The organism is Helicobacter rappini, assembly GCF_900198625.1.
GTDB lineage: Bacteria > Campylobacterota > Campylobacteria > Campylobacterales > Helicobacteraceae > Helicobacter_A > Helicobacter_A rappini.
The window spans coordinates 21,619-42,612 of the sequence record NZ_FZPK01000046.1 but is presented as its reverse complement, the minus strand read 5'-3'; the positions used below and the strand labels follow the sequence as shown (position 1 = coordinate 42,612).

Genomic DNA, 20,994 nt, shown 5'->3' with positions numbered 1-20,994 from the left:
CATTTGTGTAAATGATCGTTACCACCCTTTTACATTATGATACATAATGCAATGATATATTTGCAAATATGTTTCATAAATCGACATTATAGCCTAAAATTTGGATTTTTCTCCAAATATTTGCATATGCAAATATTAAAATGTTGTATAAAGTGTTGTTTGTGTCTTTCTACTGCTTAGCTGATAGTTGAGATCTTCCTAACCAAAAATATAGATTTATATCACATTATACTAAACACTAAAGCAAAAAAATCTTATGTAATACATTAATCACAAAGGTTTATATTGATATATCAAAGTAGATCTATCATCATTAAACAATGTAATAGGATAGAGAATCTTTAATCGCACCACAGCAATATCAAGTGTAGAGTAACTTGCATGGAGATTTACAAGCGGATTTAATAGCTCTTCGATTAAAGTCGTGCAATAGAGCTTGTCAGTAGAATCTTTATCTTCTATAACAAAAGCTTTACCTACATAGCGACTATATGTTTTTGTAATATAGCTTTTGTCATTTGAGCTTAGCTTATAGCGTTTTATTGCGATATTTGTCGCATGTGAGAGAAACTCTTCTAAACTGCTAAGGATTACTTGATTTTTTAACTTTGGATTATCTTCTGTGCTCGCATGTAGTATCTGTATGGGATTGAGTGATACAATAATGCCTACATGTGTTAGATTGCCACCACTAGCCTTTGCGATTAACTCACTATCTACGCCGATACCATATCTAAAGATTATATCGCCTATCTCAAGGGCTGGAATATCGCCGAGATTCTCAAGCTTTAAGCCCTTGAAGTCATCATGCTTGTTATAAAAATAAATGAAACTAAAAGGGATAATACTAAGCATAATAATAACTAAAAGCTTAGTTTTCAATGATTAATCTTTTCGATATGATAGATTGCAGACTTATATACTACTTTGAATCGCCTATCATCCATGTTCCATTAACTCTTACAAGTTTAACCTTTCTAGTTTCAGTCTTATCTGACTCATTGTAGCTAACTTTTAGCGTGATCTCTGCCTTATCGCCCTCAATCTTTTCTTCAGTTACCTCTATATTTTTTATACCACCTTTTTTTGTTACCTTGTCTTTCACTAATCCTGCTGTCAATGCGATTTTGCCCTCATACTCATCTCTTTTACTCTCATCTTCTATATGTATGAGTTTTACCGCACCTTTCTCATCACCATTAGCCATTGCTTTATAAAACGATATCGCTACATCTTTTGGATCTGAACTAGAACACGCAACAAAAAATACTGAAAACAAAGCAAATATAACACTAAAAACTGCAAATCTAGATTTCATAAAAACCCCTTAAAAAGTAAAATGCTTGAGACTATAATATAAAAATACAGAATTGCTTAATAAATTTTAAAAACACGCTATTTTTTGCTCTTTAGATAGTTTAATACACCAGAGATTATGTGATTTAAAAAGATTTATAAAATTCAATAATACTAAGATTCTAAACCACTTTTTATCGCTTAGAATATAATCAGTCAGATTTCAAATACTCATTCTCTCTCTTTAAAATCTTTTACAAACAACCCTTTATTATCAAAGCTAATCTCATATTTATGTCCTGTTTGCATATCGATGAGATAGCATTGCTCAAGCGTTTCAGTTACTGCTCTTTGTGGTGGGACTTGCTTTAAATGCAACAACACATCATCATAATCCCTGCATAAATCTGGGAATCCAAATAGCATCAATTTATATTGAAACATTGCATTTCCTTTTTAACTGCGTATTCCTAACATATTTGTTACAATTCGCATTCTATCCTAAAAATATTTTTTGTTATAATGAGTTGTTTAAAAACTACAAAAAGCGATATAGATATGTTTAAAAAAGTTGCATTTTTATTGATATTGCCATGTATATATGTGATGAGTTTATATGCGGCAAGACCTTTTAATACCGATGATGCAAGGGTTGTGGCAAAAGGGCATTGTCAAATGGAGACATGGATTGAGCTACATGCACAAGGTGATAGTGAGCTATGGAGTTTGCCTAGTTGTAATCTTATTTGGGGGACTGAAATCACGCTTGGCGGTATGATAGGATTGCAGTCTAATTCTGTGCAGTTTCAGCTAAAAAAGCTTTTTGTTGATGCGGATGAGAAAGATTGGGGCATTGGCATTGCGGTTGGGAATATTCATAATTATCTCTTTGGGGCGGATAATGCAAACGAGATATATGCCTATATCCCTGCTACTTTTTTATTTTTAGATTCTAAGATTGCATTGCATGTGAATGTGGGATATAATTTGCAAAGCCTTATGGAGGGAATCTATACGCTTGGTGTGGGCTTAGAAACAGAGATAGTATCTCGTTTGTATGCTATCGGTGAAGTCTATTATAGTCGTTTTGATCCAGTTATGTATCAAGTGGGACTGCGAACATGGCTTGTGCAAGATATGTTGCAGCTTGATGCAACTTATGGAAATGCTTTTTATGGCGGACTTGATTTTGTAAGCTTTGGTTTGCGTATATTACCGCCGAAGTTTTTGTGATATGGATTCTAAATTTTTATTTTTGGTTTTTTGAGCTATAACTCATAGGGAGATATTCTAAAATCCTGTCTCTAACATAGCTAGATCTTATCAATTAAGTGATTAATACGAAACATAGACTTTTGAAAAAGAGATTATATGTCTTTCAAGTCCAATCACTTGTTTTTGGACTTTTGCTACATTGCACCTTTTAAGTGGCAATTCTATATTCTACTCAAAACCATTATCATGCAAGGAAAGGGCGTTATTGCAGAGAGTTCCCCAAGCAGAAGTTGTGCCGAGTTCTACACAAGCATCAAGGGCTTTTTTGCTATTGTCCATGTATTTTAGCGTATAGTTAATCGTAGCGATTTTATAGAATCTTTGCTGTCTATCATCAGTTGTCATTTTAAAATCTTTAATGCGGTCTAGTTGCTTTAGGGCTTCTGTATAGTTATTCTCATTCATCAAAGTATTCACATAAATAAAATTTACATAAGGGCTGTAATCATATTCTTTTATCTTATCCTGCAAAGCCATGATTATGCGTGCCTCTGTGCTTGTGGCAAGGGGGTCTTTTTTATGTTCGGCTTCATTTAATAATGTGAAATGCACTTCTAGCATGCGTCTATCTGTTGGAAACCATTTATCCATTTTCTTACTTAAATTTATCGCTTCATGTCTTGTTGCCTCATCATTATAAAAGGCATGAAACATTTTAAAGCTAATATCATAATATTGCGTTTGCCCCATAGCAAAGGCTAAGTCCATGACATCTCGCCCCGCTTTAATCGCCTCTTTATTCTGCCCAAGTGCAAAAAGCGTATTAGATTCTAAATAAAGCCATCTTAGCTGTTCTCCACCATCTTGTATATGCTTATATAATCCAGAGAAAAGATCATGTGCCTTTTTAAATGCAGTTTGATTATAAAGGCATTCAAAGGCTTGCAAACTCTCGCTTGTGCTAAGTTTTACTTTACTTGCACGACTAAGCACACCTGCTACACCATCGCAATTATTCTCTTTTAAAAAGATTGCAACTTGATTATCAATAGCGGCTTGGACTACTTCAGAATCTTTTGGCAAAAGAGATTGCATTTGTAAAATCTCTTCATATTTTTTGTTTTCAAGATAGAGTTTTGCTTTTAATTCTAAGGCTTTTTTCGCACTCTCTGTATTTGGATAGTTGGCAAGGACATAGTTATATCGCTCAAGCTTTGTTTTATAATCGCCTGTTACTTGGAATAATAAAGAATCATCTCTTTCTTTCACTTTTTGGGCTAATTTATCATTTGGGTGATAATGCAGGAAGTCTAAATGCAGTTTGTGTGCCATATCAAAATCCCCGATTTTTGTGTAAAACTCTGAAGATTTATTTAAAAGCTTTGCGTGTAACTCGCTATTATAAGGCACATTTCCACTTAGATATGCAGCAATGGGTGCTGCCATAGTGTATTGCTCTACTTCCTCTAACTCATCTAAAAGCTCCATTGTAGCGTCTTTGTCGATAAGGAAAAATGCGGGAAATACGCTATATACCTTATGCAATAGCTCATTTGCATATTCTGTATCTTCATCTCTTAAGCTAAATTTCGCCCATGACACAGCTATCTCTCCTGCGGCTTCAAGGTCTTGTGCCTCTTGATAGGCTTCCCTATAAATAAGTGGTGCGCGTTTTATATCGCTTGGAGATTTTAGCGTATTTGCGATTTGCATTTTTGAGAGTGCGGCATAGCGAGTTTTTGGATACTCTTCAATGGTTCTATTAAGATAATAGTAAGCTTCTTTCATCTTATTTTGTGCTAAAAGAGTTTTAGATAAAAGATACATAACTTCTGGAATCTTATCATCACTTGCATAGGCTTTTATCCATGGGATTGCGGCTTCTGCTAAATAAGATTGAGATTCTTTACTTTTAGAATGGCTTAGGGCAATGATTGTATAATACACCATGTCTTTTGCAAAAAGGCTATTTGGATACATTTTTAATGCTTTTGCGATTTTCTCAAGGGCTTCTGGATACTTTCTAGCATTCATAAGTTCTCGTATCTCTAAAAACGCATCAAGGTCTTTACCTGCGATATAATCAAGCGGTTTGCGATTTATATCAAGCTCACTAATAGTAGGCGTTGCAGTCTTTGGTATAGATACAGGGAAGTTAATGGAATCTCTTTTTTCAAGATTCTCATCAGGTTTTAGAAATGGGAGTTTTTTATAATAGGCTACTATTTGATAGCTTTTAGAATCTGTCTGCCTTGTTACAGGGATTGGATTCTCTGTTTTTAGATCGCTAAAGACAGAGAATAACTGCATTTTTACCCCTTTTGCTGGGGTAATCTCTATAATCATAGCCCTTTTTTCATCATCTTCTTTTTTTGCTTCCATAGTGTAGCTAAAGCTTAGCATTGGGCTTTTTGTGGGGTTAAATCCACTTTGTGGGATACCTACTATTCTACATAGAATCTTTTCTACATCACCATTTATTTTTAGCTTAGATTCACAGCTGAATGGATGCTCATTACGCAGGTTTAAAACTGCAAAAGTCTCTTTATCTTCTTTGCCATAATTCAGTTTCATATCTAAGCCAAAAAGCGGCATAAAACAGCATAATAATAGAATAATAGAATGTGTGAGTCGCAAGTAAGTATCCTTTATTTCTACGCTTTTTATGTGGTTTAATGTATGCAATTATACGATAAAACATTATGTTTTTCTACTATTTTTTCTTGCATTTTATAAAGGGTATTTTATTTTTTTTGCTATGCTATAATCCTTTTTTTGTAAAAATTTGCAAAAAGATATTTTGTTTTAAAGGAAAGATATAATGCAGTTTAGCGGTAAGAATGTTTTAATCACAGGTGCAAGTAAGGGTATTGGTGCAGAAATCGCACGGACTTTAGCGGGTTTTGGTTTGAAAGTGTGGATTAACTATCGTAGTAAGCCAGAGATTGCAAACGCACTTAAAGACGAGATAGAATCTAAAGGCGGAAAGGCAGCAGTAATCGCCTTTGATGCGACAGATGAAGAGGCTTTCATTAAGGCTTTAAATCTCATTAAAGAGAGTGATGGGGAGCTTTCATATCTTGTGAATAATGCGGGTATTACAAATGATAAACTTGCCTTGCGTATGAGTATAGATGACTTTTCAAGTGTGATTGATGCGAATTTGAAGTCTTGCTTTATTGGTTGTAGAGAAGCATTAAAAATTATGAGTAGGCAAAGACATGGAAGTGTCGTAAATATCGCTTCAATCGTTGGAGAAAAAGGAAATCCCGGGCAGACAAACTATGCAGCGAGTAAAGGCGGTATGATAGCCATGACTAAAAGCTTTGCACTTGAATCTGGCTCTAGAAATGTCCGCTTTAATGTCGTTACACCCGGTTTTATTGAGACAGATATGACTGCTGGATTAAGCGAAGAAGTAAGAGCTGAATATGCAAAAAATATCCCACTTTCACGACTTGGCAAACCAGAAGAGATCGCAAATGCAGTTGCGTTTTTATTAAGTGATTATGCCACATATATCACAGGCGAAGTGTTGAAAGTAAATGGTGGGTTGTATATGTAGTCTAGAATCTTGTAAGCGTTCCCTACTAATCTAGCGTTGTAAATCTAGCATTTTTAAGTCATAACTAAAAGCGTGAAACACACATAAACATGCTAATATTACAGATTTAAAAGCTAGTGAAAGGAATACAATGAGTTATGCGATCGATGAGATTATAGCAGTATTGCAAATAGGTGCAGTCCAAGTTGCAAATCTACTACAAAAAAGAAATGTCGAATACAGCGATACAGAGAATACAAGCGGTGATAATCAGCTAAAAGTTGATATCCTTGCAGACAAACTTTTTGGCGATATTTTAGGGGAGCTAAATATCAAGGGCTTTGCTAGTGAAGAGAGAGATGAAGCTACCCTTTTAAAACAGAATCAATACGGCTATGATAATGATACGCTGAATAAATCACAATCGCTTCTTGTCGCTTACGACCCGCTTGATGGCTCATCGCTTATGGATAGCAATCTCACTATCGGCAGTATTTTTGGAATCTATGCAAATGAATTTCAAGCGAAAAATCTTGTAGCTTCACTCTATTTTCTCTATGGTCCGCGTTTAGAAATGGTTGTAGCAAAAGATTCTAAAAGTATGCACTATTTGTATGACTACACAAAGCATACATGGGAGTTTATACAGAATCTAAAGCTAAGAGATGAGGGCAAACTAAACTCACCCGGTGGCACACAAAAACATTGGTATCCAAAGCATAAAGAGTTGGTAGAAAGCTTTTTTCTCAAAGGGTATAGACTGCGATATAGTGGTGGCATGGTAGCAGACTTGCATCAGATTCTATGTAAGGGCGGGGGCATTTTTAGCTATCCTGCTACAACAGATTCTAAACAAGGAAAGCTTAGGAATCTTTTTGAAGTCTTTCCTTTTGCCTATATCTTTGAGTGTGCTGGTGGCATGGCGAGTAATGGTAGTGAAAGGCTGCTTGATATACACACAGATTCTATACATGATAGCACACCTTGCTTTTTTGGTAGTAATAGTGAAATGCAAATCGTGCAAAAAGTCTATAAATCATAACTTTTATAATCTTTAGAGGAAGTAATGCAGCAAAAAAAAGAAGAAAATGAAGAGATTCTATTTATCGGCGATCCATCACAACAGATCCAAATCCATAAATATGACACACAAAATTCATTAGACAATACGCAAATACTGCAATGCGTCTTTACCTTTGTGCGTAAAGATAGCTTATATAGCAAGGCATTAAAGGGCATTCTTATCCGCCTATTATGTGAATTTAAGAGTGAAAATATTAAGGAATTATTTTATAGCGATAATGAAAAAGGCAAATTTCACATTTATATACAAGCAGATTCTAACACTATATTAAGTCTAGCAGACACTCTTAGCTCCAAATTACCACTGGGGCTTGACTTTACTTTTAAAGACATTACACAGCTTGGTATAGATGAGTTTAATGGCTTGTATTCTAAAGATTGCATAATGATACAAACAAGTAAAAATGACTTAGAATCTCATACTACAAAAACGCATACTAAGGATTGCAAATCTTTAGAATCTAAACAAACCCCATCTCTTTTGATACCAAATGTAGATGAAATGCACGCATTGATTTATGAGGATTTAGAATCTATTCCTTATGGGTTGAGTGCGGATTTTAGAACACAAAATAATACAAATCTAGATCCTAATGCTTGTCATGTTGAGCAAAGTGAAACATCTAGGAATCTAGAATCACCAAATTGCACCACTAAAAATACGCTACAACTTACAGACTTTTTACATTTAGAATCACTTAATCTAAATACGATAAATATAAAAGAGCTAAACACACTAAGCAAAGCACAAATGCAGCATTTCATAAAATACGAACTTATAGAATCTCTTGCTAAGACACTTTTAAATAATGCAAATATTACATTACAGCGAAACTCTATCTCTTTCACACTCTCGCTAAAAAATACAGCACAAAGCAAAAAAGAGATTCCATTCATTCTTTTCAGCACATTAGATTCCGCACAAAGCTACTTGCGTATGAGTGAAGCACAAAAAAGCATGTTAGCAAGTTTTGAAAAGCCATTTATAAGCATACAATGTAAAGAAGTTTTTGTAAAAGAGTTTGGCTCAAATACGATATTTGCAGGATTATCTTGTGATATTATAGTGCTTTTACTGCTTTCATATCTACAAAAAAATCATGAAATATCCTATCTATTTTATACGCCCCAAGTAGATTTTATAGAATCAGATTCTATAACACAAGATTTTAATCAACAAAACTCAAACAAAAATCCTTTAGAATCTAGCACCCTTTTATGCTACAAAGATGCCTATCCATACAGCTATACAGATAAAGCTAACATGTTAGAATCTACTTATAGCGTAGCAGAACATATTTATTTAAGTCATTTACAAACACATAAAAATCTCTCATCCTTACTTAAAAGCAATAAGGCAAAATCTGCTAGATTTATCCCCTTTTTATCCACCACGCATAAGAGTGAATTTTTGATTGAGAAACTACAAGATACAGAATCTAGTTTGCAACGCATTTTAGATATTTCTTTTTCCACTGATTTATACACACATTTAGAGACTTTGCATAGCTATAAAAATGGTGATAAATTGATTGCTAACTTCACAAAGGCAAACAAGGACATTGTATCACAATGGAATCTAGCACAAAGCGAGCTAGAAAAGCTTGGTTTGCTTAATCTTATCACGCCCTCAAATGCGACTAGAGAGAGTAAAATCACAACTAATTTGCTTGATATTTCACTGCTTATAGAACAGATCTTAGGGATAGAATCGAGTGTGCTAGAGTATGCGAATCGCTGTGTAAGAGATAGGGGACCACGCATTGATTATAAGCTTATTAGAATGGGCGATTCTATCGTGCTAGATTATGCGAGAATCTTGCGTAGCGTGATGAGCTTTCAGCTTGCTGGAGTGGAAAATGAGCTATTATGCTATGGGGTTATAGATTCTTTAGCGGAGTTTATCGGCACATTAGCGGGCGATATGATGCTAAATTATGGGATACAAGAAGTCTTTATTTGCGGGGATTTACTGCTAAAGCAGTGCTTCCTTGATAAGATTATAAAGGCTATCCCAAAGAATATGGAAGTAAGCTTTGCTAAAATTGGCGGCACGGATTATTTAGACTTATGATTATTTTAGGGATTGATCCGGGCAGCAGGAATTGCGGCTATGGCGTGATTAGTGTAGAATCTGGCAAGGCTAGTCTGCTTGATGCAGGTATTATTAAGATTGAGACAAGGGAGCTTCAAAGCCAGATTGTAGAATTTATCGAGGGCATTGATCTTATCTTAAAGAATTATGAAATCGATGAGGTAGCAATGGAAGATATTTTCTATGCGTATAATCCAAAAAGTGTGATTAAACTCGCACAATTTCGCGGGGCAATCAGTCTAAAAATCCTGCAAGATTTAGGCAACTTCGCAGAATACACGCCACTGCAAGTTAAAAAGTCTCTAACAGGTAATGGCAAAGCCGATAAAAAGCAAGTCGCCTATATGGTAAAAGTTTTGTTACGACTGCAATGCGATATTAAACCGCTAGATATTAGCGATGCCCTAGCCGTAGCCCTTACCCACGCACAAGCATTAAGATATGGGAGATAAAACTTAATATTTTTGCTAAAAGCAAAATTTAAAAATATATGAAAATAATCTAGCTTATAAAATGTGAATTTTTGTGAATCTTAATCTTGCAAAACCTAGTGTATCTAAAAAGGGTGTTTTATCTCTTTAGATTTAAAGCGATAATTATTGCAATTTTATCTTGCAATAATTTTTATATTGACTACTTTAATACAATCATTTCTTTATCACCAAAATTTTGCTCTAAGTCAGAATCTAGCGTTTTTACAATATAAGCTTTTGCGCTTGGAAATTCAATCACATCCTCTTTGGTTGTGTCAAAAAGTGTTAAAATAAGTCGCATTTTATTGTCAGGCAAGTTTTTTCGTATAGCAACAGCCAACAACTTTCTATTTTCCTTTAATATCTTTAAAACCTCATCTTGTTTAAAAAATTCTATAACTTCTTTCATCGTAAGAGTATCTTGCTCTATAGTTTCAAAAGGACAATCTTTCCTATTCTTAAAAAACATAAAAGCAACTATGACAACTACAACAACTAATACGACACTTATTAATACAACACTATCCATACATACCTCTTTACTATTTAAGGATAATCATATCTTTATCGCCAAAACTATTCTTAGTTTCAGAATCTAAGCCTTTACTCTCAATACCATCTGCATACTGATTGCTAACATCATAATCACCCACAATATCCTCTTTCTCAGTATCATAAAGACAATTAATAACATTGTAATTATTAGCCTCTAAATTCTTTTTAATAGAAACTGCAAGCAGCTTTCTGTTTTGTTTCAACGTTTGCAGTATGCTTGGCTCTTTAAACCATAAAACAATATTTTTAACAAAATTTACAATCTCTACAGATGTTCGTTTTACAAAAGACCATATAGCATTAAACAACCCTATAATAGCATCAATTATATCCATAACTATCTCCTACTTAATCACTATCATATTTTTATCACCAAAATTATCTTTTAAATCTTGGCAAATATTCCTTGTTGTTACCCTTAAGAATCGATCTTTAGGTCTTGTCAATGCCTCGCCATCTTTGTTTATCAAACAACAATTTAGAATTATAGTTCCATCCTGCCTAACCTCCTTTGTAATACTTGCAGAAGTATGTAATTTGGGATCAAAATACTTCTTTATCCAACTTATCGCTTCCCTAAATGAGTAGCTTTCTTGCTCTTTGTCTTCATGATAGTAAGCCATTAAAAAAGTATCTGCATTAAGCATTTCATTTAAAGCCGACAAGTCAATGTCATTTTCCTTGATAAACTTCAACAATTTCTCCATGATCGCATTATTTACCATATTTTTTCTCCTTAACCATTTTGTAATTACCTTTTTTTAGGTTTTTTCTTACTTGATTTCCTAACTCTTTCCGTTTATTTTCAGACTCATGAGATTTATCAAACTCTTCTTTATACTTCTTAAACGCCCTTTTAAAATGTAAAAAAGTAGGAAGTGTATCCTCTTTTGCCGCTTTAATAAGCCCATTTAACACAGAGTTTTTAATCTCACGCCCAGAAAATCCATCTGCAATTTCACTCAATTTTTCTAACTCATCTTCATCTAGCTCTTTTGCTCCTTTCTCATAAAGTTTAGCAGGGATATGCTTTTTGATAATGGCTATCCTTTGCTTTTTATTTGGCAATTTAAACTCAACTGACTGCAAAATCCTGCTATGAAAAGCCTTATCATAGTTATCAAGCAAGTTTGTCGCAAATATAACTATCACAGGTCGCTCTTCTAAAAGTTTTAAAAGCTCGCTTCTTAGGGCATTCATAGCTTGGTCTGAGCTTTGAGTTACATTTGAGATTCGCTTCCCTAAAAAGCTATCTGCTTCATCAAAAAATAGCACGGCATCATGCTTTTGTGCTAAGTCAAAGGCTGCTACTAGATTCTTAGGCGCATCGCCTACATATTTAGATTCTATATCTGCATAATTGCTATTTATAATCTTTTTATCCAGTGCATCTGCGATAATATGCGCACTCATTGTTTTACCAGTCCCGGGCTTCCCATGAAAATTGATAATGGTTTTTGCGATACCATCTACTTCTTTAAAGCCCCATTCATCATAGATTAAGCCCTGCTTTTGCACAAGCAAAATGGTTTCTTCAATGCTTTTTCTAGTCTTTTTATCTAGCTCTATTTGTCCCATTTTGTAGCGTGGGCTTTCTAGCTTTAGATTTATACTAGCTTTATCTTCACCTTGCTGCTGCTTCATGGTGGCTAGATTAGATTTTGTATCTATGCCATTTAATCTATCGTGTAAAGTCTGCGTGCAATTTATACCAAGATAGAATCTAGCATTTATACCTAAAAATTTAGAATCTACTATGTATTTATTGATTACATTATTTAGCCTACTTTTCATAAGGGATATGCTAACATCTTCTTCCTTACTTGCCTTATAGCCTTGCCTGTCGATATGTAGTTTATTATCTGCATTACTATCAAATAGCACAAAGAAGCCTAACTCTTTAATCCCAACAAAATCGTAATCTTCTCTTAATAGCACTGCCTTAATATCCGCAGAAAAGCTATCTAACTGCACTTTATCGACTTGCCCAGAAAAGTCATTTTCTATAATTATAACTTCGCACTTCATATATCAGCCTAAGAATAAATTACTTCACCGCGTCTTACATCTACATCTCGTGAAACTTGAATCTCTGCTATTCCAAGATAGTTGTCATAATCATCATAAATACCAATATCCACATCGTTGTAGGCTTTGTTGTTTAGGTTTCGCTTTATCTTATTAACAACAGCTTTTTTCCCACCATACTTTCTTATGAGTTTTTTAACTGCATTGAGAAACGCACCAATGGTTGCCACAACAGCTACTGCCGCAACAGCACCTCCTACTACAAGCGTAGTAGTAGAAGCTGCGGCAATAAGTGCTGGTATAGCTGCTAAAAATGGTAATGGCATATTCATCCTTTCAATAATATTTCACAAACAAGCTATAACCTAAAGTATAGCTATAGCGAACTATTTAATCCTAAATCTATCCTCTATCCCAAAACGCTCTTGCATGGCATTACAAGATTCTATATTTAGTCGTATAAATTCTTCTTTCGTATAGAACTTATAGAAATGCTTTTTATACATAGATTCTATATTGCAAATCTCTGGTCTATCATCATAGATTTTACACATATTAGAATCTAAATCCAAGTATTTACACACTCCATTGCCTAAATCAAATGCTTGTAATTCCATGATATGCGAGATATTTTTGCAGCATATCCCACATTGCGTGCAAGGAAAATTACAAGTCAATTAACGCCCTGCCTTGCGTAGTGAGAGATAGCACAGCCTTAGTCCATTCACTATAGATTAATGCGTGATTTTTTGTAAGATTAAAGGCTTTTATCATCTCATCAATCACTCTTTTTTCTTCTGGGTGGATATTATCCACATGCACAACATGCTCTGCAAATACCAATGCCATAGCTTCTAGCAACACAATGCGTTGGCTTCGTGGATTCTTAATCTTTGCAAATGCGTTTGCAAGACTAAAGCTTTCTTCGCAACTTTTATCATAGCTAATATCATCAATCTGCATTTCTAAGCAATAAGTCGCAATCACTGCTTTTTGCGTATCAGAAAAGTCATTATTGCTCCATGCAAGATGGTGTGCTATCTCTAAAAACGCCACTTTTTCATCTTTTTCAAGTAGATTTAAAAACACAAAAAACCCTTAAAGTAAAATATAGTAGGTTTGCATTCTACAAAAAAAAAAAAAAACAAGTCAAGCAAAAATAAGAGTCTAAAATAACTTAATCATATTGACAATTTCTGCATAACAAATATGGCTAATAAAACCGCATCGTTTATATTAGTGTTTAAAAATGTGAAATTAACCTTATAAATGCTATGAGATTGTAGCAAGTGAAATATCTAGCATTCCAGCTTTATTTCACATATAAATGGGGGGGGGGGGGATTATTTTCCACCCGTGATAGTTCTCCAGCAAAGCCCAGCAGCACCAATTATTATAGCACCAGCTATTGCACCTTCTACTAATGGATTATCTGTTTCAAATGGTCCCCAAGGACCCTCTCCTTTTGTCAAACCAACCACCATAACATTCTCCTTACTTAAAAACCAATCATAATGCAAACAATATTATTTAATATCATTTGCATACCTAAAATCCTAAACCTTTAGCTTTGCTATATAAAAGATACTTTTATTTAAGCACTTTTTTAGTAACACTTCGAGCAGCCGCTCCTGCCACAGCACCAGCTACCATAGGAAGTGCCGCTACTAACAATGGTAATGCCATGTTTTCTCCTTATATCACTATTAATAAACTTATTGCCTAATTCAAAATAGAATCTATTGCAGATTCTGCTGCTTTACCTACAACCATTGAAATGGCTGCTGCAGCCAACATTGGTAATGCCATAGTCTATCCTTTCATATTCAAACATAAACAATTTTCACTAAGAAACATTATTTTTTCAATAATGCTTCAACGCCAATCTGTGCCACTTTACTTGCAATTATTCCTGCAACTATTACTGGTAACGCCATAACATCTCCTTTTTATGTTAAAAGATAAATCTATCGACCTTTTTTTATCATTATGTCAATTCCAATCTTTATCGTTGTAGCAGCCGCAGCAGCTAATAATGGTAATGCCATAATTTATCCTTTCTTAAACACAACTTAGTAAAAAATAAATCAAAATTTCTACAATCTTAACTCATCTTTTACCGACTCTTTTTCCTGCAAAGTTTTACAAGCTTCTATGTTTAACCTATAAAACTCTTCCTTACTATAATGCTTGAAATACACTTTTTCAAACATTATATCCACCCTGCAAATACTAGGACGAGAATCATAAATACTGCACATATTATTAGAATCTAAAAACCTGCATACACCATTACCCAAGTCAAAAGATTCCAACTCCTTGATACCAGCTATATTTTTACAACACGCACCACAACTAGTGCATGGAAAACCTGTATTATGAATCTCTTTCATAGTATAACCTTATAGAGCGATTAACGCCCTGCCTTGCGTAGTGAGAGATAACACAGCCTTAGTCCATTCGCTATAGATTAATGCGTGATTTTTTGTAAGATTAAAGGCTTTTATCATCTCATCAATCACTCTTTTTTCTTCTGGGTGGATATTATCCACATGCACAACATGCTCTGCAAATACCAATGCCATAGCCTCTAGCAACATAATGCGTTGGCTTTGCGGTTTTGTTACTTTTGCAAGTGTTTTTGCAAGACTAAAGCTATCTTCACAATTCTTATCATAGCTAATATCATCAATCTGCATTTCTAAGCAATAAGTCGCAATCACTGCTTTTTGCGTATCAGAAAAGTCATTATTGCTCCATGCAAGATGGTGTGCTATCTCTAAAAACGCCACTTTTTCATCTTTTTCAAGTAGATTCAAAAACATACAAAAACTCCTAAAATAATCTATCAAGAACAAGTCTTGTGGGATTGCATTCTACAAAAAAAAAAAAACAAGTCAAGGGTAAATAAGAAGCCCAAATAACTTAATCATATTTACAATTTCTGCATAACAAATTAAGTAGAAAAGAAAAATAAAATGACAAAATATAGCATTAGATGTTGTGATAACTTTTTATTTTGAGTTACATGGTATGAGATGACTTTTATGCTGCTATCATTCATTCTGTCACGCATGATAATGGCTAACAAATCAGCAATTTGTGCTAGTTTAAAGGTCTAGGATACAACTTGAATACTATCAATTACGATGAATTTGTAATGGGTAAATCCAATATCCTAGTTTGATTTCACAATCTCACCCTTAGCTTTGCCCAAATGCTTCTGCCCGGCTCATAGACTCTATTCATAGGTGCTACACCAAGACTAGCTTCACTCCCATATTTTGAGAGATGATAGGCATAGAGTGTATCTGTGATATTATCTATACCTGCAAGTAGGGTTACATTTTTAAAAGTATAGCCACCATAAAGATTGAGTGTAGCAAAGGCTTTACTTTCTCCAAAATCCTTGCCAACTACATTTCCAAAATTTAGCGCATAGCGATATTGTGCTGCATTAAATAGCACATCAAATCTCAACAACCAATTATTACTATCATAAAAAAGGGAGAATTGCCCCTGCAATGGTGCAATCTGTGGTAAGGCTGCCCCAGCTTTTAATACAGAATCTATGCCATAATATGAAGTAAGATTCTGTCCGTAAGTATAAGCTAGAGAACCATAAAGATGGATAGAATCTAAAAAGACATACTCCCCCTCAATCTCACCTCCAAAAAGCATAGCATTTGTATTAAACACACTCGTGCTAGTCCCATAATACAGGGCAATATAATCAGGCATATATGAAGCAAATATACTTGCTTTTCCATTATAGTTTGTATCTTTATAGACTATCCCCATATCAACTTGCGTGTTTGTTTCAGCGGTTAGATTCATACCGCCACTTTTACTTCTCTCCCAAAAGTCTGGTGCTCTCTGTGCTACACCAAGTCCTGCATACATTGTAGCATTCCCCAAATACTGCTCATAGCGACTAAACGCACTGAAAAGATTATTATGCAGTCTTGTCTTTGTGTCATGCTGCAGGGTTGATACATAATCATATCTAGCACCAAAGAAAATAGCAAAGCTAGAATCTGGTAAATACGCCCCTTGTGTGAAAACTCCCGCATTTTCAAAAAGAAAGTTTGCTTTATAAGGCGTATTTAGCGTAGCATTTGCTTCATTTTCACTATTTGTATTCCCAGACATTCTTATAACATGAGAATCGTTGTTGTAACTTGAGCCAATATATAACTCAAACATATCATTAATATAGAATTTACTCTCAATTCTACCGCCGATATTTGTCCTTTTTGGATTGCTTAGTTTATACACTCCATTAGTAGATCGATGAGAGAAATTATCCATAATATGATCTATTTCATTATACCAAGCGCGTATATCAAGCAAATCAAAGGTCTCATTGAAGTGTTGCTGATACTTGAGATTATAAGACATTCTATCAAAAGTGCGAGCATCCATGCCCCTATCTGCATACGATGCAAAGCCCCTGCCCATATCTATATCAAGCTCTATTGCCGCATTTTCTGTGGGTGTTATCGTGCCGATTAGACTAATAGATTCCCTATTATATGCTGAATGCACGCTTTTATTACCCCCTGCTTTATAATCATCAGCAGAATAATGCGAGAGTATGGCTTGAAGTGAGCCATATTTATTACCTATAAGGGCATTTGCGTTTATATCAAGGCGATTGAAACTCCCATAAAGCCCACTTGCTTCCGCATGAAAGCTTGGATTTTTTAGCCTTGTTATATCTCTCTCAAATAGCACTCCACCAGCAACTAACGCCCCATATCGCACATCTTGTGGTCCTTTATAGATACTGATTCTATTATAATTCTCTGGAAAAGTATAGGTGATTGTCGTATCCATTCTGCCACCACATGCACCATTTAAGCTACCGCCATTTAAAAAGATAGGAAGTCTTGAAGCCCCTTGTGAGCGGAAAAATATCTCACTGCCCCCGCCACCTTTTCTAGTCATAGAAAACCCGGGGATAGATAGCATAGACTTTGCTATATCGCCATTATGAAGCATTGTATCTTTGCCATATAACTCAATGCTTAAAGGCGAATTTAGACTATCCTTTTTCCATTGCGATACAACCACAACAGGAGATAAACTCGCCCTTTTTTGTATGCTTTGTGTTGTTTTATTATTGTGTGTGTCTTGTGAGAGATTGTGTATCGTGCTGTTATTCTGTGCGGTATTTTGTGTTTCGTTATTATTTTGTATGTTTAATGCTTCAGTATCAGAATCTATTGTGCTAGTTTGTGCATAGCCAATGCAAAATATCATTGGTAAAGCACATATAATTCTTGTCATATTATTTCCTTATTTGTTGCAACATATAAAACATATTTTTGCTTATGTGAATCTGTGAGTAATCTATCCAAAAAACGCTTCAAGCATTATAACTAAAAATTATATTGATTAATGAAGCATGTATGCCCCGTTGTAGATTCTATTTTTTACCCATATTTTCTCAATATCATTTATTTGCCATAAATAAATTGCAATATATTTTCTCTCATTATATTGGATATTCATAAGATTTTATTAGTTTTCAATTAAGACTAACTCTAATTTTAAGATCTGGTCCTGTATTATTTTGTATAAGCTTAGGTTAAATATATAAAGCTCAATCTCTAGGATTGCTATCAATATAAAACAATAAAGCAAAATTGCAAAAAGATAGCAAAACATGGAATTAAGTGTAAGAAACCATAGTGATAAATCAAACTAGAGAATCTGCAAAAAATAAGCGTCTAAAGCAACACTTATTAGCCCCTAATCCTGCATATTTGCTTTGCCAACTGCCTTGATATTTGACATGCCATAGATATGATTTGCCGCACTAATGAGTTCTTTTGCTACATTGTGAATAAATGATAAATCATTCAAAAGCGAAGTGCCATTAGCCGCGTTAATCGCATTTTCTTGTATCAGTTTTTCTACGACATTAAAGGCGTCTTTATCCTGTTGTTTAAAAAACTTCTTTTGTTTTTTAAGGTCATCTTTTAGAGCTTCCAGACTTTCTTTTGGTGCGTGTTTAATCTCTTCAATCATACGCAAAAGCTGTCCTAACTCCAAACGCATATCATCATATTCTTTTTGCAATGCGGGGTTATTGCCTGTTGCATGTTTTTTCATGTTTGCTTGTAATAAACCGATATTTTTGGTTGCTTCTGCGATTTTCCTTGAGGCAATCTGTAATGCTACAATGCGTTCAACATATTGCGTTTCATTTGCAAAAGTTTGTAACTTTGTGGAAAAGTCCATAATCGCATTAAACAATACTTTAATTTGCGTATTATAAAGCTCAGTAACATTAAAGGTTTGCTTAAACCAGTCTTTATTGTTTTTTATCTCATCAAACTCTTTTGTAGAGCGAATGTCTGCTCTAGAGAATCCTATCGTATGAGAAATAATCGCAAAAGCATTATCATAGAGATGCTTGACTTCATTGTCAAGTGCTTCAAGCGCAGTATCTTTATATGGCAATATGCTATCATTGATAAATAAAGGCACACTTTCACCTGTATTGTGTCCTTTTAAAGTTTTAGTGAGAAAGTTAGCAATCTTTGGTATAAATGCGATAAGCAATATCACACCAAAAAGGTTAAAAAGTGTATGAAATACGGCAAGTCTAAGAATAGAATCTTGCCCCAAACCAATAGCATTAGAAATCGCATCATTTATCATCACAAAGTAGTTAAAAAACACTGCCACAATAAACACGGTTGTAAAGTTAAAAATACAATTTGCAACCGCTAATCTTCTCCCCTCAATATTTGTGCTAAGTGAAGCTACAAGAGCAGTTACCACCCCGCCAACACTTGTGCCAAGCACCGCAGCTAAAGCCTGCTCATAACCTATCTGCTGCTCAAAATATGCGGTAATAATGATCGCAAGTGTAGCATGTGAGCTTTGGATAATAGAAGTAATCAATGCGCCGATAAAAAGGAAGCCAAGCACTGCCTTATAGCCTTCAAGCTCATATTGAGATAAGTCCATAACATCTTTAAAGCCCTCAAAACCAGCCTTAATATAAAACACGCCCAAGAAAAAGAAGCCAAGCCCCGCTAGAATCTTGCCTACACCTTTATAAAGTAAATTCCCCTGAAAACTAAAAAGCAAACCACCAACAATAAGCGGCAGGGCAAGTGATGAAATGCTGATCGAAGATGCCCCAGCGATAAGCCATGAACCAGTCGTATTGCCAAGATTTGCCCCAAACATCACGCCAATACCCTGCACCAAAGTGATTAGAGAGGCACTCACAAATGAGATAGATAAAACTGAAACAAGGCTTGATGACTGCATAAGCGTGGTAACAATCGTGCCAAATATTACGCTACGAAGTGATGTCTTTGTGGAATTTGTAAGTGTTTTTTCCAAAAATCCACCAGAAAATGCCTTAAACCCATCGCCTAGAAAAAGCATACCAAAAAGCAAAATAGCAACCCCAGCACATAATTTCCCAAGCTGCTCATTCACTGACAACGCATAGATTACAATAATCACCATTATAGTTATAGAATATTGTCGTATTAAAGATTGAAACCTAGCCAACATAGCCACACCACCATAATTTAACATTACACATAGTCATAAAGTTGTCATTATATCGAATTTTTTGTAATTATTGCTTGAATTTTTTATAAGTTTGCGTTGTGTTTAGATTCTAAGGTTTGTTATTTTTATCTATCTTGATCTTACCCCCCCCCCCCCAACTTAACCATACACACCAGCAACCACAAAACCCCACCAAATAAGACTTTTATATTTTGATTAATGTATGTGTGTTCTCAATATTAGCAAAAAACAAGCTTGTCAAGTTTTATTAAAACATTCATTTCTTTTAATTCTTTATAAGCTTTTACTACAACTCAACAAGTTATTTGCACATGCTTCATATTGTTTGCATGGGTTTGGTTGCCACAACTCTCCAAGCTTTCTATCCCACTCTTGTGGTGTGAATCTGCCCGTGCCACCAACAGGTGTAAAAGTTAGTTCGCCAACTATCACTTTGTGATCTGTTGCATACAAATCCACACGCACAAACCCAATGCTTGATGTCAAGTGTTTTGCGATTATTTGCATATCGTGCAACATCTTTGGCTTTGCAATATCGTTGCTAAGAGTTGGCATATTGTAACTAAAATGTTGAAAAGTCCATTTCTCATCATAAAACCACCTTTTGTGCGTGTGAGCATAGTCTGCATCATCTACTTGTATAAAGATTTTTTCAGCAAAACAAAACATACGATAATTTTCTGGCACTTTAGCTTCCCCATTTTCACTTATCTCTAGTAGCATCTCCTCCACAAAGATTCTAGGCTCTATGTCTTTGTAATGCCATTCTCTATAAAGTGTGTAAAAGTTTGTGTTTAAATGCGTTATGAGTTTAGTCATAGCTTCATTAAAGCTTTTAGAATCTTTTAAAAAAGTGTCTTTATCTTTTACTAAGACTACACCACCACAATCGTGATTTGTCTTTAACACAAAGCTTTGTGGTAGTTTAGAGAAATCAATCTCATCTACACTTTTATAGATTCCATAGAGTTTTGGTAAATAAGGGCAAGAGTTTGTATTAAAGAGTTCTTGTGTGAGTGTGTCAATAGGTTGGAAAAGTAGGGAATCTTTAGCAAGAAGTGAGTTTAGATTCTGTGTTGCTTGGTTAGGTATAGGATTTTGTGGTGTGTTTTGTGTGGGTTCTAGATTCTGTATTGCTT

The 20,994-nt window shown here is 34.7% G+C and carries 22 protein-coding genes; 5 read left to right on the top strand and 17 right to left on the bottom strand.

The genetic code is table 11. From position 1 onward, the window contains the following. Positions 1–270: 270 nt before the first annotated feature. The 3 genes from C6H17_RS09215 to C6H17_RS09205 form a co-directional block, all read right to left on the bottom strand. On the bottom strand, positions 271–882 hold the full coding sequence (locus tag C6H17_RS09215) for a YiiX/YebB-like N1pC/P60 family cysteine hydrolase (RefSeq protein ID WP_005219636.1): 612 nt from the start codon (positions 880–882) through the stop codon (positions 271–273). A 40-nt stretch (positions 883–922) separates the two neighbouring features. Then, the gene (locus tag C6H17_RS09210; protein ID WP_020995999.1) at positions 923–1,318 is read right to left on the bottom strand and encodes a DUF4878 domain-containing protein; all 396 of its coding nucleotides are present in this window, start codon (positions 1,316–1,318) and stop codon (positions 923–925) included. A gap of 209 nt (positions 1,319–1,527) precedes the next feature. Continuing rightward, positions 1,528–1,740 carry a hypothetical protein gene (locus C6H17_RS09205; RefSeq protein WP_005219632.1) on the bottom strand — a complete coding sequence of 71 codons (213 nt, stop codon included), beginning with the start codon at positions 1,738–1,740 and terminating at the stop codon, positions 1,528–1,530. Between the two features lie 114 nt (positions 1,741–1,854). Here C6H17_RS09205 and C6H17_RS09200 point away from each other — a divergent pair, with 114 nt between their 5' ends. Next, positions 1,855–2,529 (top strand): hypothetical protein, encoded by a 675-nt coding sequence (locus C6H17_RS09200; protein ID WP_223808387.1) that lies wholly within the window; start codon positions 1,855–1,857, stop codon positions 2,527–2,529. A gap of 210 nt (positions 2,530–2,739) precedes the next feature. On the opposite strand, the gene C6H17_RS09195 is transcribed toward C6H17_RS09200, so the two are convergent. Continuing rightward, entirely contained in the window at positions 2,740–5,148 is a 2,409-nt protein-coding gene (locus tag C6H17_RS09195) for a tetratricopeptide repeat protein (protein ID WP_005219630.1), read from the bottom strand. A gap of 184 nt (positions 5,149–5,332) precedes the next feature. Between C6H17_RS09195 and fabG the strand changes: the two genes are divergently transcribed. From fabG to ruvC, 4 genes are all read left to right on the top strand, one after another. Next, positions 5,333–6,076 carry a 3-oxoacyl-ACP reductase FabG gene (fabG, locus tag C6H17_RS09190; protein ID WP_005219629.1) on the top strand — a complete coding sequence of 248 codons (744 nt, stop codon included), beginning with the start codon at positions 5,333–5,335 and terminating at the stop codon, positions 6,074–6,076. 142 nt (positions 6,077–6,218) lie between these two features. Further along, on the top strand, positions 6,219–7,097 hold the full coding sequence (locus C6H17_RS09185; RefSeq protein WP_190318790.1) for a class 1 fructose-bisphosphatase: 879 nt from the start codon (positions 6,219–6,221) through the stop codon (positions 7,095–7,097). Positions 7,098–7,121: 24 nt separating this feature from the next. Continuing rightward, positions 7,122–9,212, top strand: a complete 2,091-nt coding sequence (locus tag C6H17_RS09180) for a hypothetical protein (RefSeq protein ID WP_020996000.1) — start codon at positions 7,122–7,124, stop codon at positions 9,210–9,212. After that, positions 9,209–9,685 (top strand): crossover junction endodeoxyribonuclease RuvC, encoded by a 477-nt coding sequence (gene ruvC / locus C6H17_RS09175; protein ID WP_005219626.1) that lies wholly within the window; start codon positions 9,209–9,211, stop codon positions 9,683–9,685. Before C6H17_RS09180 ends, ruvC begins: the two co-directional genes overlap by 4 nt. Before the next feature lie 181 nt (positions 9,686–9,866). Here the strand turns inward: ruvC and C6H17_RS09170 are convergent, their stop codons facing one another. The 13 genes from C6H17_RS09170 to C6H17_RS09115 form a co-directional block, all read right to left on the bottom strand. Continuing rightward, entirely contained in the window at positions 9,867–10,235 is a 369-nt protein-coding gene (locus tag C6H17_RS09170; RefSeq protein ID WP_005219624.1) for a hypothetical protein, read from the bottom strand. 13 nt (positions 10,236–10,248) lie between these two features. Continuing rightward, a complete protein-coding gene (locus C6H17_RS09165; RefSeq protein ID WP_005219622.1) occupies positions 10,249–10,596 on the bottom strand; it encodes a hypothetical protein in 348 nt (115 codons plus the stop codon). A gap of 9 nt (positions 10,597–10,605) precedes the next feature. Beyond that, positions 10,606–10,986, bottom strand: a complete 381-nt coding sequence (locus tag C6H17_RS09160; RefSeq protein WP_005219621.1) for a hypothetical protein — start codon at positions 10,984–10,986, stop codon at positions 10,606–10,608. Continuing rightward, positions 10,976–12,289 (bottom strand): ATP-binding protein, encoded by a 1,314-nt coding sequence (locus C6H17_RS09155; RefSeq protein WP_020996001.1) that lies wholly within the window; start codon positions 12,287–12,289, stop codon positions 10,976–10,978. Before C6H17_RS09155 ends, C6H17_RS09160 begins: the two co-directional genes overlap by 11 nt. 8 nt (positions 12,290–12,297) lie before the next feature. Next, a complete protein-coding gene (locus tag C6H17_RS09150; RefSeq protein ID WP_020996002.1) occupies positions 12,298–12,615 on the bottom strand; it encodes a hypothetical protein in 318 nt (105 codons plus the stop codon). A gap of 60 nt (positions 12,616–12,675) precedes the next feature. After that, positions 12,676–12,966, bottom strand: a complete 291-nt coding sequence (locus C6H17_RS09145; RefSeq protein ID WP_005219610.1) for a YkgJ family cysteine cluster protein — start codon at positions 12,964–12,966, stop codon at positions 12,676–12,678. Further along, positions 12,956–13,378 carry a hypothetical protein gene (locus C6H17_RS09140; RefSeq protein ID WP_005219608.1) on the bottom strand — a complete coding sequence of 141 codons (423 nt, stop codon included), beginning with the start codon at positions 13,376–13,378 and terminating at the stop codon, positions 12,956–12,958. The genes C6H17_RS09145 and C6H17_RS09140 overlap by 11 nt, the downstream gene beginning before the upstream one ends. A 254-nt stretch (positions 13,379–13,632) precedes the next feature. Then, entirely contained in the window at positions 13,633–13,773 is a 141-nt protein-coding gene (locus tag C6H17_RS12265) for a hypothetical protein (RefSeq protein ID WP_020996004.1), read from the bottom strand. 612 nt (positions 13,774–14,385) lie between these two features. After that, positions 14,386–14,682 carry a YkgJ family cysteine cluster protein gene (locus C6H17_RS09135; RefSeq protein WP_005219603.1) on the bottom strand — a complete coding sequence of 99 codons (297 nt, stop codon included), beginning with the start codon at positions 14,680–14,682 and terminating at the stop codon, positions 14,386–14,388. Positions 14,683–14,691: 9 nt separating this feature from the next. Next, positions 14,692–15,114: a hypothetical protein gene (locus tag C6H17_RS09130; RefSeq protein ID WP_005219601.1), complete on the bottom strand. Its 423-nt coding sequence runs from the start codon at positions 15,112–15,114 to the stop codon at positions 14,692–14,694. A gap of 364 nt (positions 15,115–15,478) precedes the next feature. Next, positions 15,479–17,581, bottom strand: a complete 2,103-nt coding sequence (locus C6H17_RS09125) for a TonB-dependent receptor domain-containing protein (protein WP_020996006.1) — start codon at positions 17,579–17,581, stop codon at positions 15,479–15,481. A 465-nt stretch (positions 17,582–18,046) separates the two neighbouring features. Continuing rightward, the gene (locus tag C6H17_RS09120; protein ID WP_040463305.1) at positions 18,047–19,834 is read right to left on the bottom strand and encodes a Na/Pi cotransporter family protein; all 1,788 of its coding nucleotides are present in this window, start codon (positions 19,832–19,834) and stop codon (positions 18,047–18,049) included. A 294-nt stretch (positions 19,835–20,128) separates the two neighbouring features. Continuing rightward, positions 20,129–20,994, bottom strand: an 866-nt coding sequence (locus C6H17_RS09115; protein ID WP_233714112.1) for an ATP-grasp fold amidoligase family protein, incomplete at its 5' end; no start/stop codon positions are given.